The organism is Pseudomonas sp. ADAK2 TE3594, assembly GCF_053628675.1.
The window spans coordinates 4,758,956-4,772,654 of sequence record NZ_JBRJGV010000001.1; the positions used below are offsets into that span (position 1 = coordinate 4,758,956).

The following is a 13,699-nucleotide window of genomic DNA, read 5'->3' on the forward strand; positions in this document are numbered from 1 at the left end:
GCTCGCTCCCACATTTGATCGCGTTCCCCTGTGGGAGCGAGCCTGCTCGCGATGCTCTTGAAGACTCAGATTTTTGGAGCACCGCACCATGACGCTTGCAGTCCAGTTCACCAACGTTTCCCGTCAGTTCGGCGAAGTGAAGGCCGTTGACCGGGTTTCCATCGATATCCAGGACGGCGAGTTCTTTTCCATGCTGGGCCCATCCGGCTCGGGCAAAACCACCTGCCTGCGCCTGATCGCCGGTTTCGAACAACCCAGCGCTGGCTCCATCCGCATTCATGGCGCCGAAGCCGCCGGGCTGCCGCCGTATCAGCGTGACGTGAACACCGTGTTCCAGGACTACGCACTGTTCCCGCACATGAACGTACTCGACAACGTCGCCTACGGTTTGAAAGTCAAAGGTGTTGGCAAGTCCGAACGCCAGAAACGCGCCGAAGAAGCCCTCGACATGGTCGCCCTCGGCGGTTATGGCGAGCGTAAACCGGTGCAACTGTCCGGTGGCCAGCGTCAACGTGTGGCCCTGGCCCGCGCCTTGGTTAATCGCCCTCGCGTATTGCTGCTCGACGAGCCCTTGGGCGCCCTCGATCTGAAACTGCGCGAGCAAATGCAAGGCGAACTGAAAAAGCTGCAGCGCCAGCTCGGCATCACCTTTATCTTCGTCACTCACGATCAGACCGAAGCGCTGTCGATGTCCGACCGCGTGGCCGTGTTCAACAAGGGCCGCATCGAACAGGTCGACACACCGCGCAACCTGTACATGAAACCGGCGACCACTTTCGTCGCCGAATTCGTCGGCACCTCCAACGTGATTCGCGGTGATCTGGCGCAGCAGTTGAGCGGCAATCCACAGCCGTTTTCGATTCGCCCGGAACACGTGCGTTTCGCCGAAGGCCCGTTGGCCAGCCATGAAATCGAAGTCAGCGGCCTGCTGCACGACATCCAGTACCAAGGCAGCGCCACCCGCTATGAACTGAAACTGGAAAACGGCCAGACCCTGAACATCAGCCAGGCCAACGTCCAGTGGCTGGACGTCAGCGCGCAACATCAGACCGGGCAACGCATCAGCGCTCGTTGGGCGCGTGAAGCGATGATCCCGCTGCACGACAATGTTGTGGGCGGGGTGTGAGATGAACAGCGTGGCACCCTCTCAAACCCCGGCCAGCGGCTCGCCGCTGCGCCGGTTTTCCAACCTGCTGTACCGCCGGCCGAACCTGTATCTGTCGCTGCTGCTGGTGCCGCCGTTGCTGTGGTTCGGTGCGATCTACCTCGGTTCGCTGCTGACCCTGTTGTGGCAAGGCTTCTACACCTTCGATGATTTCACCATGGCGGTCACGCCCGACCTGACCCTGGCGAATTTCACCGCACTGTTCCAGCCGTCGAACTTCGACATCATCCTGCGCACCCTGAGCATGGCCATTGTCGTGTCGATCGCCAGTGCAATCGTGGCGTTCCCTATCGCCTACTACATGGCGCGCTACACCAGCGGCAAGACCAAGGCGTTTTTCTACATCGCGGTGATGATGCCGATGTGGGCCAGTTACATCGTCAAGGCCTACGCCTGGACCTTGCTGTTGGCCAAGGGCGGCGTGGCCCAGTGGTTTGTTCAGCACCTGGGGCTGGAACCGGTGTTGCAATTAGTACTCGGGATTTCGGGCGTCGGCGGCAGCACCTTGTCGACCTCGCACCTGGGGCGGTTCATGGTGTTCGTCTACATCTGGCTACCGTTCATGATCCTGCCGATTCAAGCGTCACTGGAACGCCTGCCGCCGTCCTTGCTGCAAGCCTCGGCCGACCTCGGTGCCAGGCCGCGTCAGACCTTTATGCAAGTGATTCTGCCGCTGTCGATTCCGGGCATCGCGGCCGGTTCGATCTTCACCTTTTCGTTGACCCTGGGCGACTTCATCGTGCCGCAACTGGTGGGCCCGCCGGGTTACTTCATCGGCAGCATGGTCTACGCCCAGCAAGGGGCGATTGGCAATATGCCGATGGCGGCGGCCTTCACGCTGGTGCCGATCGTGCTGATCGCCATTTACCTGTCCATCGTCAAACGTATGGGGGCTTTCGATGCGCTCTGATGCTTCATCTCAAGATCGGGCATCCCTGGGCCTACGTATCGCCGCCTGGGGCGGGTTGATGTTTTTGCACTTCCCGATCCTGATCATCTTCCTCTACGCCTTCAACACCGAAGACGCGGCGTTCAGCTTTCCGCCCAAGGGCTTTACCCTGAAGTGGATCGGCGTGGCGTTCTCCCGGCCCGACGTACTGGAAGCGATCAAGCTGTCGTTGCAAATCGCGGCCGTCGCCACATTGATTGCGATGATCCTCGGCACCCTTGCGTCGGCGGCGTTGTACCGACGGGATTTCTTCGGCAAGCAAGGCATCTCGCTGATGCTGATCCTGCCGATTGCCCTGCCGGGGATCATCACCGGCATCGCGCTGCTGGCGACCTTCAAGACTTTGGGGATTGAGCCGGGAATGTTCACCATCATCGTCGGTCACGCGACCTTCTGCGTGGTGATTGTCTATAACAACGTCATCGCCCGCTTGCGCCGCACTTCCTACAGTTTGATCGAAGCCTCGATGGACCTCGGCGCCGACGGTTGGCAGACCTTCCGCTACATCGTCCTGCCGAACCTTGGCTCGGCATTGCTGGCCGGGGGTATGCTGGCGTTTGCCTTGTCATTCGACGAAATCATCGTCACCACCTTCACCGCCGGCCATGAACGCACCTTGCCGCTGTGGCTGCTCAACCAGCTCAGCCGCCCACGAGACGTACCGGTGACCAACGTCGTCGCGATGCTGGTGATGATGGTGACCATGCTGCCGATCCTCGGCGCCTATTACCTGACCCGGGGTGGCGAAAGCGTTGCGGGCAGTGGCGGGAAATAGATCAGGAACAGACAACAACAATCTCCTGTAGGAGCGAGGCTTGCCCGCGAAGCTTTTAACATTCTTGAGGACGCCTTCGCGGGCAAGCCTCGCTCCTACAGGGATTCGGTTCCGACAGAAAAACAACAGCTTCGATGAGGACATAGCCATGCAAACAAAACTCTTGATCAACGGCCAACTCGTCAATGGCGACGGCCCCGCCCAAGCCGTGTTCAACCCGGCTCTGGGCCGTGTGCTGGTAGAAATCAACGAAGCCAGCGAAGCCCAAGTCGACGCCGCCGTGCGTGCCGCCGACAACGCCTTCGAAGCCTGGTCGCAAACCACGCCGAAAGAACGCTCGTTGCTACTACTCAAACTCGCCGACATCGTCGAAGCCCATGGCGAAGAGCTGGCCAAACTGGAATCGGACAATTGCGGCAAACCCTACAGCGCTGCACTGAACGATGAGATCCCGGCGATTGCCGACGTGTTGCGGTTCTTCGCCGGCGCCAGTCGCTGCATGAGCGGTGCGCTGGGAGGGGAATACCTGCCCGGCCACACCTCGATGATCCGTCGCGATCCAGTGGGCGTGATTGCCTCCATCGCGCCGTGGAACTACCCGCTGATGATGGTCGCCTGGAAAATCGCCCCGGCCCTGGCCGCCGGTAATACCGTGGTGCTCAAGCCGTCGGAACAAACCCCGCTGACCGCCCTGCGCCTGGTAGAACTGGCGTCGGACATCTTCCCGGCTGGCGTGCTTAACCTCGTATTCGGGCGTGGTCCTACGGTCGGCAGCCCATTGGTTACACATCCGAAAGTGCGCATGGTGTCGCTGACCGGCTCGATCGCCACTGGCTCGAACATCATTTCCAGCACGGCCGGCAACGTCAAACGCATGCACATGGAACTGGGCGGCAAGGCGCCGGTGATCATCTTCGACGATGCCGACATCGACGCCGCCGTGGAAGGTATCCGCACCTTCGGTTTCTACAACGCCGGCCAGGACTGCACCGCCGCCTGCCGTATTTACGCGCAAGCCGGCATTTACGACCAGTTCGTCGAAAAGCTCGGTGCGGCAGTCAGCAGTATCAAGTACGGCCTGCAGGACGATCCATCGACGGAGCTTGGCCCGTTGATCAGCGCACAACATCGCGACCGCGTGACCGGATTGGTCGAGCGTGCCATGGCGCAACCGCACATTCGTTTAATCACTGGCGGCAAAGCGGTGGAAGGCAATGGTTTCTTCTTTGAACCGACGGTGCTGGCCGATGTGCAACAGGACGACGAGATCGTGCGCCGCGAAGTATTCGGGCCGGTAGTGTCGGTCACCAAGTTCACCGATGAAGCACAGGCACTGGCCTGGGCCAACGACTCAGACTACGGCCTGGCGTCGTCGATCTGGACCGCGGACGTCGGCCGCGCCCATCGCCTGTCTGCACGTTTGCAGTACGGCTGCACGTGGGTGAATACCCACTTCATGCTGGTCAGCGAAATGCCGCATGGCGGTCAGAAACTGTCCGGTTATGGGAAGGACATGTCGATGTATGGGCTGGAGGACTACACCGTTGTGCGGCATGTGATGTTCAAGCATTAAAAGCTTCGCGGGCAAGCCTCGCTCCTACAGGGATCGCGTCGTTTGATCGATCGACACAAAACCTGTAGGAGCGAGGCTTGCCCGCGAAGGCCTCACCGCACAATCAAGGCAGACATCGGCGGCTTAACTCCGTAAAAGCCAAATGGCTCTCACGGTAACCACCTCCACTTAGAACCGCGAAACACTCCTCATCGCATCCACCAGATAGCGCATCGCAATCCGGTCGCTCTCCGACAGTTCGCGATACCGCTCCACCAACTTCAACTCCTCCGAACTGAGCCGACGCCTTCGTCGACCGGTGGTCAGGCAGGGGAAGATTCCTAATATTTCAGTGATGCCTTGTACTTTCGACATGGACGATGTCCTTCTATACGTCAGAGAAAACTTCAAAACCGCATCGCCCTATCACTTTCAGCGACCACCTTGTGCCTGCTGAACCCACCGGCCTGAAGGGCCGAAACCGGTCATGCCCATAGAATAGAAATTAAATCGGCGCTGAAAAGCAGTTTTTAGAGTAATTAGTCGAGAAAAGCAGATATGCCCTATAAATCAGAAAGTGCTGTGAGAAACGTTACCTGACATGTCTTGTTTCATTGCCGCACTGTCGTCGTGCCATCAATCATTTTTGCTCTGCAACCGAACGGTTTAAGCTATTTGGCATCTGTTCTAAAGTCCGTTGCGTTTGGCCAAGGCATGTCCGAACCGATATTTCTGATCCAGCACGTGCCAGGAACGGCGCGGGATTGTTCACGACAGGTTGTACTTATGCACCGCAGGAATTTGCTCAAAGCCTCCATGGCCATCGCGGCTTACACTGGTCTTTCGGCCACCGGCCTATTGGCTGCACGCGCCTGGGCTGGCAGCAGCGCTGCTGATGGCGACGCTGTGCCGTTCGACTTCGAAGCGCTGAAGAGCCAGGCAAAACAGCTCGCAGGCAAGCCTTATCAGGACACCAAGCAGGTGCTGCCGCCGACGCTGGCGACCATGACGCCGCAGAACTTCAACGCGATCCGCTATGACGGCAATCACTCGCTGTGGAAGGACCTGAAAGGTCAGCTGGACGTGCAGTTTTTCCACGTCGGCATGGGTTTCAAGCAACCGGTGCGCATGTACAGCGTCGATCCCAAGACTCGACTGGCGCGCGAGGTGCATTTCCGCCCGTCGCTGTTCAACTATGAAAAAACCACCGTTGACACTAAACAGCTCAAGGCCGATCTGGGTTTCTCCGGGTTCAAGCTGTTCAAGGCCCCGGAACTGGATCAGCACGACGTATTGTCCTTCCTCGGCGCCAGCTATTTCCGTGCGGTAGATGCCACCGGCCAGTACGGTTTGTCGGCCCGCGGCCTGGCGATCGATACGTACGCCAAGAAGCGTGAAGAATTTCCGGACTTCACCAAGTTCTGGTTCGAGACACCGGACAAGGACAGCACCCGTTTCGTGGTTTACGCCCTGCTCGATTCGCCGAGCGCCACTGGCGCCTACCGTTTTGACATCGATTGCCAGGCCGAGCGCGTGGTGATGGACGTCGACGCCCACGTCAATGCCCGCACCGCCATCGAGCAGCTGGGCATCGCGCCGATGACCAGCATGTTCAGCTGCGGCAAGCATGAACGGCGCATGTGCGACACCATTCACCCGCAAATCCACGACTCCGATCGCCTGGCCATGTGGCGCGGCAATGGCGAGTGGATCTGCCGCCCACTGAACAACCCGGCCACCCTGCAATTCAATGCCTTTGCCGACACCGACCCGAAAGGCTTTGGTCTGGTGCAGACCGATCACGAGTTCGCCAATTATCAGGACACCGTCGATTGGTACAGCAAGCGCCCGAGCCTGTGGGTAGAACCTACAACCGCGTGGGGCGAAGGCTCTATCGATTTGCTGGAAATTCCTACAACCGGCGAAACCCTGGATAACATCGTTGCGTTCTGGACACCGAAGAAACCGGTCGCGGCCGGGGACTCCCTCAATTACGGCTACAAGCTCTATTGGAGCTCCCTGCCACCGGTGAGCACGCCTCTGGCGCGGGTCAACGCTACCCGTTCGGGCATGGGCGGTTTCATTGAAGGCTGGGCGCCGGGCGAGCATTACCCGGAGGTCTGGGCACGACGCTTTGCCGTGGATTTCACTGGTGGTGGTCTGGACCGTTTGCCCGAAGGCGCGGGGATCGAGCCGGTGGTGACCTGCTCGAACGGCGAAGTGAAGGACTTCAACGTGTTGGTGCTCGATGACATCAAGGGCTACCGCATTACCTTCGACTGGTACCCGACCAATGACAGCGTGGCGCCGGTGGAGCTGCGGTTGTTCATTCGCACCAATGACCGGACGTTGAGTGAAACCTGGTTGTACCAGTATTTCCCGCCGGCGCCGGAGAAACGTAAGTACACCTGAGGGTAAGAGGTTGTCTGGGCGGTCCCCTTCGCGGGCAAGTCGGATCGCCGCACCGCTCGCTCCTACGGGATCGGTGATGAACGCTCCGCCTTGTAGGAGCGAGGCTTGCCCGCGAAGACGGCCTGACAGACAACAAACATCTCAGCACAGAAACGCAAAAAAGCCCCGGTCAACACGACCGGGGCTTTTTGGTTTTTACAGCGGCATTCAGTCACGCAAATCCGATTCATGAATCGGCTGGTCACGATGGGTGGCCCGCTGGTATTGCGCCGGCCAGATAGCTTTGTGCCCGCCCAGATCGTCATCGGCATGCAGCGGCCAATACGGATCACGCAACAATTCCCGGGCGAGGAAGATGATGTCGGCCTGACAGGTGCGCAGAATGTGCTCGGCCTGGGCCGGCTCGGTGATCATTCCTACGGTACCGGTGGCAATGCCTGACTCTTTGCGTACGCGTTCGGCGAAACGGGTCTGATAACCGGGGCCTGTAGGAATCTCGGCGTTTACCGCCGTACCGCCCGATGAGACGTCGATCAGGTCCACGCCCAGATCTTTGAGGCGTCGCGCCAGCTCCACGGTTTCATCGGGGTTCCAGCCGTCCTCCACCCAGTCGGTGGCCGACACCCGCACAAATACCGGTAACTCTTCAGGCCACACGGCCCGCACCGCTTCGGTGACTTGCAGTACCAGCCGAATCCGATTCTCGAACGAACCGCCGTACTGATCGCGCCGCTGATTGCTCAGGGGCGAAAGAAATTGGTGCAACAGATAACCGTGGGCGGCGTGTACTTCGACCACTTTGAAACCGGCGGTCAGCGCCCGTTTGGCCGAATCGACGAAGGCTTGGATAACGTCAGCGATCTCGCCCTCATCGAGCTGCTTCGGTGGTGTGTGCTGTGGGTCGAAAGCGATCGGCGAAGGACCGACCGGGGTCCAGCCGCCGTCTTCCGGCTTGACGCTGCCATGCTTGCCGAGCCACGGCCGATGCGTGCTGGCCTTGCGCCCGGCATGGGCCAACTGGATACCGGCAACGGCGCCTTGGGCGGCGATGAAGCGCGTAATACGTTGCAAGGGTTCGATCTGTTGATCATTCCAGAGACCGAGGTCTTGGGCGGTAATCCGCCCGTCGGCGGTGACCGCCGTGGCTTCGGTGAATACCAGACCAGCGCCGCCGATAGCACGGCTGCCGAGGTGGACCAGATGCCAGTCATTGGCCAGCCCATCGACGCTGGAGTATTGGCACATCGGTGATACCGCGATGCGGTTAAGCAGGGTCAATTGACGAAGGGTATAGGGTTCAAGCAGCAGACTCATGGGGCACCTCTCGAATCAGTGGGCAGGCTCCAGGGTTCTGTTTGAATAGTCGACGAGTGACAGGAAAAAAGGTGCAGCACCCGCCCCCGCGGGCAAAAAATTCGACAAGACGTCACAAGGATAATCAAGCAGTGCTTAGAGCCTAGTCGACATCGGGGGATGAGGGAGGGTTTAGAGAGATTCGGTGTGAGGGAAATTGCTTTCGCGGGCAAGCCTCGCTCCTACAGATTTCGGTGATCTGTAGGAGCGAGGCTTGCCCGCGAAGGCCTTAACGCGGTTCGATGTGGGCAATCATCAACTGAACGGTCTCGTTCCCACGGAACTCATTGAGGTCGAGCTTGTAAGCCAACTCGACCCACTTGATGGTCGGATTTGGCCAGATATCACGGTCGATACCGAAGGCGATTCCATCAAGCTTCACCGAACCGCATTCACTCTTCAGCACCACTTTGAGGTGCCGCTCACCCACGACGCGTTGCTCGACCAACTGGAACACCCCGTGAAACAGCGGCTCCGGGAAGTGTTGCCCCCAAGGTCCGGCGTGGCGCAGGGCGCGGGCCAGTTCCAGGTGAAACTCTTCGACCGCCAACGTGCCGTCCGACAACAGTCGCCCGGTCAGGTCTTCTTCGCGCAGTTGCCTACGCACTTCAGCGTCAAAGGCCTCGGCAAACAACGGAAAATTCGCTTCCGGCAACGTCAGGCCAGCCGCCATGGCGTGGCCGCCGTATTTACTGATCAGGTTCGGATGCTGCGCCGCGACCACGCTCAAGGCATCGCGAATGTGAAAACCCTGAACCGAACGCCCCGAGCCCTTGAGCAGGCCATCGCCGGCATCGGCAAAGGCAATGGTCGGACGGAAATAGCGCTCTTTCATACGAGAGGCGAGGATACCGATGACACCCTGGTGCCACTCGGGATCGAACAGGCACAGGCCGAACGGCATCGATTCCAGCGGTAAATCCTTGAGCTGGGCCAGCGCCTCACGCTGCATGCCCTGCTCGATGGATTTGCGGTCCTGGTTCATGCCATCCAGCTGAGCGGCCATTTCACGGGCAGCGCCCGCGTCTTCGGTGAGCAGGCATTCGATGCCCAGGCTCATGTCGTCCAGACGCCCCGCCGCGTTCAGACGCGGGCCAAGGATGAAGCCCAGATCAGTGGAGGTGATGCGCGAATGGTCACGCTTGGCCACTTCCAGGATCGCCTTGAGCCCCGGCCGCGCGCGCCCGGCGCGAATCCGCTCCAGGCCCTGATGCACCAGAATCCGGTTGTTGGCATCCAGCGGCACCACGTCGGCGACGCTGCCCAATGCCACCAGGTCCAGCAATTCGCCAATGTTCGGCTGCGGCTTGCTCTCGTACCAACCCAGGCTGCGCAAGCGCGCGCGCAGGGCCATCAGCACATAAAAGATCACCCCGACACCGGCCAAGGCTTTGCTCGGGAACGCGCAACCCGGCTGATTCGGATTGACGATGGCATCGGCCAACGGCAGCTCATCACCGGGCAAGTGGTGATCGGTGACCAGCACCTTGAGCCCGGCCTTTTTCGCCGCCGCCACGCCTTCGACGCTGGAGATGCCGTTGTCCACGGTGATCAGCAGGTGCGGTTCGCGGGTCAGCGCCACTTCGACGATCTCCGGCGTCAGGCCATAGCCGTACTCGAACCGGTTCGGCACCAGATAGTCGACATGCGCCGCGCCCAACAGGCGCAACCCCAGCATGCCCACGGTACTGGCCGTCGCACCGTCGGCGTCGAAGTCGCCGACGATCAGAATCCGCTGACGTTGCTCCAGGGCCGTCACCAGCAAATCCACCGCCGCATCGATGCCTTTGAGTTGCTGGTACGGAATCAGCCGCGCCAGGCTCTTGTCCAGTTCAGCCTCGGACTGCACGCCCCGCGCTGCGTAAAGGCGAGTCAGCAGCGGTGGAATATCACCGAGGAATGGCAGGGTGTCGGGCAACAGGCGAGGTTCGATGCGCATGGGGTGACAGGTGCTTCTCTTGAATACGTAGGATAAAACCGGGTAACTCGGTTCAGCGGCGAGTAATCAGCCGCGTTCACCGCTCAGCCATTGCAACTGGACTTCGTGCTGACCACGGTCGTCGGTGACGAAAATCGTTCCTTCGCTGATCATCACATCCCACTTGATAACGCGCGGCATGTCCTTGGCCAGGGTTTCCAGCACTTCCTGGGGCACAGCGGCGATGTGAACGTTTTTCAGGTTTTTGATCGCCGGGATCACTTTGGTTTCCCAGACACGCAGGCTGCCGTAAGCCAGCAGGCTGGTGCGCTCGGTGCGGCGCGAGCACCAGGTCAGGCGATCGGCGTCTGGTTGGCCGACTTCGATCCAGTGTAGGACACGATCATCCAGGCTCTTTTCCCACAGCGCTGGCTCATCCACGTCTGACAGACCGCGACCGAAGGACAGCTGCTCGTTGTACCAGAAGGCGTAGGCCAGCAGCCGCACGGTCATGCGCTCTTCGGTTTCCGAAGGGTGACGGGCGATGGTCTGCTTCACGCTCTCGTAGACGCTGCGGTCGAGGTCGGTGAGGTTCAGTTCAAACTTGTAGGTCGTGGACGGCTGGGCCATGAACGGGCTTCTTGATACGAGGAAAGGCGGCAAGTCTAACCGATGCAACAGGCAATCCACGAATTGAAGGCGATCAACTTTGGGCGATGGACGTCGGCCTATGTTAAAACTCTGCATCCGCCCAGCCTTTGTCCTACAGGATTCAGCATGCCGTTTTCCAACAAACCGCTCTCCGGTCTGAAAGTCATCGAATTGGGTACGTTGATTGCCGGGCCGTTTGCCTCGCGTATTTGCGGCGAGTTCGGCGCCGAAGTGATCAAGATCGAGTCCCCGGACGGCGGCGATCCGTTGCGCAAATGGCGCAAGTTGTATGAAGGCACTTCGCTGTGGTGGTTCGTTCAGGCGCGTAACAAGAAGTCTTTGACCCTGAACCTGAAACACCCGGATGGCCTGGCGATTCTGAAACAGCTGCTCAGCGAAGCGGACATCCTGATCGAGAACTTTCGCCCCGGCGTGCTGGAGAAACTCGGCCTGGGTTGGGAAGTCTTGCACGCGTTGAACCCGAAACTGGTGATGGTGCGGCTTTCGGGCTTTGGCCAGACCGGGCCGATGAACGATCAGCCGGGCTTCGGTGCGGTCGGTGAATCGATGGGCGGCCTGCGCTACATCACCGGGTTCGAGGACCGGCCGCCGGTGCGCACCGGGATTTCCATCGGTGATTCGATTGCCGCGCTCTGGGGTGTGATCGGTGCACTGATGGCCTTGCGTCATCGCGAGGTCAATGGTGGCTTGGGACAAGTGGTGGATGTGGCGCTGTACGAAGCGATCTTCGCCATGATGGAAAGCATGGTTCCTGAGTTCGACGTGTTCGGCTTCATCCGTGAACGCACCGGCAACATCATGCCGGGCATCACGCCCTCCTCCATTCACACCAGCGCCGATGGCAAACACGTGCAGATCGGCGCCAACGGTGATGCGATCTTCAAGCGTTTCATGCTGATCATCGGTCGCGAAGACTTGGCCAACGACCCTGTGCTGGCCAGTAACGACGGACGCGATAGCCGTCGCGACGAGATTTACGGGGTGATCGATCGCTGGGTCAACTCACTGCCACTGGACGCGGTGATCGAGCAACTGAACCAGGCCGACGTTCCCGCCAGCCGGATCTTCAGTGCCGAAGACATGTTCAGTGATCCGCAGTACCTGGCCCGGGAAATGTTCCTGCAAGCCAAGCTGCCCGACGGCAAGGACTTCAAGATGCCCGGCATTGTGCCAAAACTCTCTGAGACGCCCGGCAGCTCCGAATGGGTCGGGCCGCAGCTGGGTGAGCACAATGCGCAGGTCCTCCACGACCTTGGCTACGACTCGGCACAGATCGCACGGTTACGTGAAGACGGGGCCATCTAAGCTGAAGCGTCTGCTTTCATCCGCAATCGATTACGCCGGCATCGGGCGTGTGCTGGCGGTGCTCGGGCTGTTGGCGGGGCTGATATCCCCGGCCCTGGCGCAACCTAAAGAACATTTGCTCTGGCTGCTGCGCGATCTGCCGCCCGTGACAATCTTCGAAGGCCCGAAAAAAGGCCAGGGGGTTATCGATCAACTGATGCCGCTGTTGATCGCCGGTATGCCGCAGTACGAACACACTCTGATGCGGGTCAATCGCGCCCGCGGCATGCAAATGCTCCATGAAGAATCCTTTACCTGCGATCCCTCGCTGATCTGGAGCAAGGAGCGCGAACAATGGATCGCCTTTTCCATTCCGGCCTTCCGGGCCGTCAGCAATGGGCTGGTGATTCGACGTGAAGAGCGGTCGGTGCTGGAGCCCTTTCTCATTGGTGATGAAGTCGATCTGGCAGCACTGTTGGCCAGCGGTCGAGAGAAAGTCGGTGTGGTCGCCGAGCGCCGTTACGGTCAGTTCCTCGACACGCTGCTGCAACAAGCGCCGCCCGGCGCGCTGATGCGCCACTACGGCAACAACGCCCTCGGCAGTCTGTTGCAGATGCAGCGCCTGGGTCGTTTGCAGGTGGTCTTGGGTTACTGGCCGGAAATCCGCTATCAGGCTCGTCAGGAAAATATTACCGATGAGCAGTTGGAATTCTATCCGGTCAAAGGCACGGGCAAATACTTGTCCGGGTACATCGGTTGCTCGAATACGCCCCAGGGGCGACAGGCAATCAGTGAAATCAATAAGCTCTTGCGCGCCCTGCCCCGCGAGCGCCTGGACCCGCTGTACGCCGGTTGGCTCGATCCGCAAAGACGCAAGGACTACCTGGAAGAAACCAGGGCCTTTTTCGAGCGTCAGGCCGCACAGTGACAAATCGCAGGCAAAAAGAAACCCCGAGAAGTGGGGAGACGACTCGGGGTTAAACGTGGCCTAAATAAAGACCAGTGGCAACAAGCTACAAGCACCGGAGCACAATGCTTGATCCTGCTGTTACATGGTCTGACTGACCTTGGCGCAGGAAGGTTCCCACAAAAAACAATTCAATTCCGGCTGCCCAGGATTTTGTCCTGAGCAGCATTGCGCAACGCCGCGATGACACAGGGCTCCAGACGTCCTTCAGCGATCAGCACGTCGCGGTGCAGCCCGTCGACGACATCCGTCAGCAGACGTTTATCGGTTAACTGGGCCTGATTGAACGCCCGTTCGACCACGATAGCGCCGCTCGTACTCTTCAGTGTCACCAGGCATTCGCCATGGGCACCCGATGGGGTCAACTTGACCAGATACGGGCTCAGAGCCTCACCGAGCAATAGACTGATACTTTCCATCTCGATCACCACTCAATAGTCCGAAAACAAAGTGCCTGGGGCGTGTCCACAGCAAATGACCACAGGCCCGAGAAGAAAGTTCTGGATTCCAACGGCAGGCGCACCGGCGCCTCTGGTAGATAGAGCATGCACGGTAAAGATGACAGTAAAAAAACAGCCGCTTCATGCCTGACAGGTCAGTCAAGACGCAGAACCTGTGGGAGCGTGGCTTGCCCGCGAAGAATGCACCGCGG

At 59.6% G+C, this 13,699-nt stretch carries 12 protein-coding genes; 7 read left to right on the forward strand and 5 right to left on the reverse strand.

Going from position 1 to position 13,699, the window contains the following annotated elements:
- Positions 1–88 precede the first annotated feature (88 nt).
- The 4 genes from AB7M22_RS21215 (at position 89) to AB7M22_RS21230 (ending at position 4,462) form a co-directional block, all read left to right on the forward strand.
- A complete protein-coding gene (locus tag AB7M22_RS21215; RefSeq protein ID WP_454187696.1) occupies positions 89–1,126 on the forward strand; it encodes an ABC transporter ATP-binding protein in 1,038 nt (345 codons plus the stop codon).
- A gap of 1 nt (position 1,127) precedes the next feature.
- Positions 1,128–2,075 carry an ABC transporter permease gene (locus AB7M22_RS21220; RefSeq protein WP_454187697.1) on the forward strand — a complete coding sequence of 316 codons (948 nt, stop codon included), beginning with the start codon at positions 1,128–1,130 and terminating at the stop codon, positions 2,073–2,075.
- On the forward strand, positions 2,065–2,889 hold the full coding sequence (locus AB7M22_RS21225; protein WP_008014035.1) for an ABC transporter permease: 825 nt from the start codon (positions 2,065–2,067) through the stop codon (positions 2,887–2,889). The genes AB7M22_RS21220 and AB7M22_RS21225 overlap by 11 nt, the downstream gene beginning before the upstream one ends.
- Before the next feature lie 148 nt (positions 2,890–3,037).
- A complete protein-coding gene (locus tag AB7M22_RS21230) occupies positions 3,038–4,462 on the forward strand; it encodes a gamma-aminobutyraldehyde dehydrogenase (protein ID WP_454187698.1) in 1,425 nt (474 codons plus the stop codon).
- A 168-nt stretch (positions 4,463–4,630) separates the two neighbouring features.
- Here AB7M22_RS21230 and AB7M22_RS21235 read toward each other — a convergent pair whose 3' ends face one another.
- Positions 4,631–4,816, reverse strand: a complete 186-nt coding sequence (locus AB7M22_RS21235; RefSeq protein WP_008014027.1) for a hypothetical protein — start codon at positions 4,814–4,816, stop codon at positions 4,631–4,633.
- A 411-nt stretch (positions 4,817–5,227) separates the two neighbouring features.
- Between AB7M22_RS21235 and AB7M22_RS21240 the strand changes: the two genes are divergently transcribed.
- On the forward strand, positions 5,228–6,853 hold the full coding sequence (locus AB7M22_RS21240; protein ID WP_454187699.1) for a glucan biosynthesis protein D: 1,626 nt from the start codon (positions 5,228–5,230) through the stop codon (positions 6,851–6,853).
- A gap of 207 nt (positions 6,854–7,060) precedes the next feature.
- Here AB7M22_RS21240 and AB7M22_RS21245 read toward each other — a convergent pair whose 3' ends face one another.
- The 3 genes from AB7M22_RS21245 to AB7M22_RS21255 all read right to left on the reverse strand — a co-directional run bounded on the left by AB7M22_RS21245 (position 7,061) and on the right by AB7M22_RS21255 (position 10,754).
- Positions 7,061–8,167, reverse strand: a complete 1,107-nt coding sequence (locus tag AB7M22_RS21245) for an NADH:flavin oxidoreductase/NADH oxidase (protein WP_454187700.1) — start codon at positions 8,165–8,167, stop codon at positions 7,061–7,063.
- Positions 8,168–8,435: 268 nt separating this feature from the next.
- Positions 8,436–10,145: a single-stranded-DNA-specific exonuclease RecJ gene (gene recJ, locus AB7M22_RS21250; protein WP_454187701.1), complete on the reverse strand. Its 1,710-nt coding sequence runs from the start codon at positions 10,143–10,145 to the stop codon at positions 8,436–8,438.
- 66 nt (positions 10,146–10,211) lie between these two features.
- Positions 10,212–10,754 carry a YaeQ family protein gene (locus tag AB7M22_RS21255; RefSeq protein ID WP_007897614.1) on the reverse strand — a complete coding sequence of 181 codons (543 nt, stop codon included), beginning with the start codon at positions 10,752–10,754 and terminating at the stop codon, positions 10,212–10,214.
- Positions 10,755–10,901: 147 nt separating this feature from the next.
- On the opposite strand from AB7M22_RS21255, the gene AB7M22_RS21260 reads away from it, so the two are divergent.
- On the forward strand, positions 10,902–12,101 hold the full coding sequence (locus AB7M22_RS21260; protein WP_454187702.1) for a CaiB/BaiF CoA transferase family protein: 1,200 nt from the start codon (positions 10,902–10,904) through the stop codon (positions 12,099–12,101).
- Complete coding sequence (locus AB7M22_RS21265) at positions 12,082–13,008, forward strand: TIGR02285 family protein (RefSeq protein ID WP_454187703.1); 927 nt, start codon at positions 12,082–12,084, stop codon at positions 13,006–13,008. Before AB7M22_RS21260 ends, AB7M22_RS21265 begins: the two co-directional genes overlap by 20 nt.
- A gap of 170 nt (positions 13,009–13,178) precedes the next feature.
- On the opposite strand, the gene AB7M22_RS21270 is transcribed toward AB7M22_RS21265, so the two are convergent.
- Complete coding sequence (locus tag AB7M22_RS21270; protein WP_454187704.1) at positions 13,179–13,466, reverse strand: DUF3509 domain-containing protein; 288 nt, start codon at positions 13,464–13,466, stop codon at positions 13,179–13,181.
- Positions 13,467–13,699 lie beyond the last annotated feature (233 nt).

Coding starts and splice junctions, on each gene's coding strand:
- AB7M22_RS21215 (WP_454187696.1), top strand. CDS start 89: ATGACGCTTGCAGTCCAGTTCACCAACGTTTCCCGTCAGTTCGGCGAA.
- AB7M22_RS21220 (WP_454187697.1), top strand. CDS start 1,128: ATGAACAGCGTGGCACCCTCTCAAACCCCGGCCAGCGGCTCGCCGCTG.
- AB7M22_RS21225 (WP_008014035.1), top strand. CDS start 2,065: ATGCGCTCTGATGCTTCATCTCAAGATCGGGCATCCCTGGGCCTACGT.
- AB7M22_RS21230 (WP_454187698.1), top strand. CDS start 3,038: ATGCAAACAAAACTCTTGATCAACGGCCAACTCGTCAATGGCGACGGC.
- AB7M22_RS21235 (WP_008014027.1), bottom strand. CDS start 4,816: ATGTCGAAAGTACAAGGCATCACTGAAATATTAGGAATCTTCCCCTGC.
- AB7M22_RS21240 (WP_454187699.1), top strand. CDS start 5,228: ATGCACCGCAGGAATTTGCTCAAAGCCTCCATGGCCATCGCGGCTTAC.
- AB7M22_RS21245 (WP_454187700.1), bottom strand. CDS start 8,167: ATGAGTCTGCTGCTTGAACCCTATACCCTTCGTCAATTGACCCTGCTT.
- recJ (WP_454187701.1), bottom strand. CDS start 10,145: ATGCGCATCGAACCTCGCCTGTTGCCCGACACCCTGCCATTCCTCGGT.
- AB7M22_RS21255 (WP_007897614.1), bottom strand. CDS start 10,754: ATGGCCCAGCCGTCCACGACCTACAAGTTTGAACTGAACCTCACCGAC.
- AB7M22_RS21260 (WP_454187702.1), top strand. CDS start 10,902: ATGCCGTTTTCCAACAAACCGCTCTCCGGTCTGAAAGTCATCGAATTG.
- AB7M22_RS21270 (WP_454187704.1), bottom strand. CDS start 13,466: ATGGAAAGTATCAGTCTATTGCTCGGTGAGGCTCTGAGCCCGTATCTG.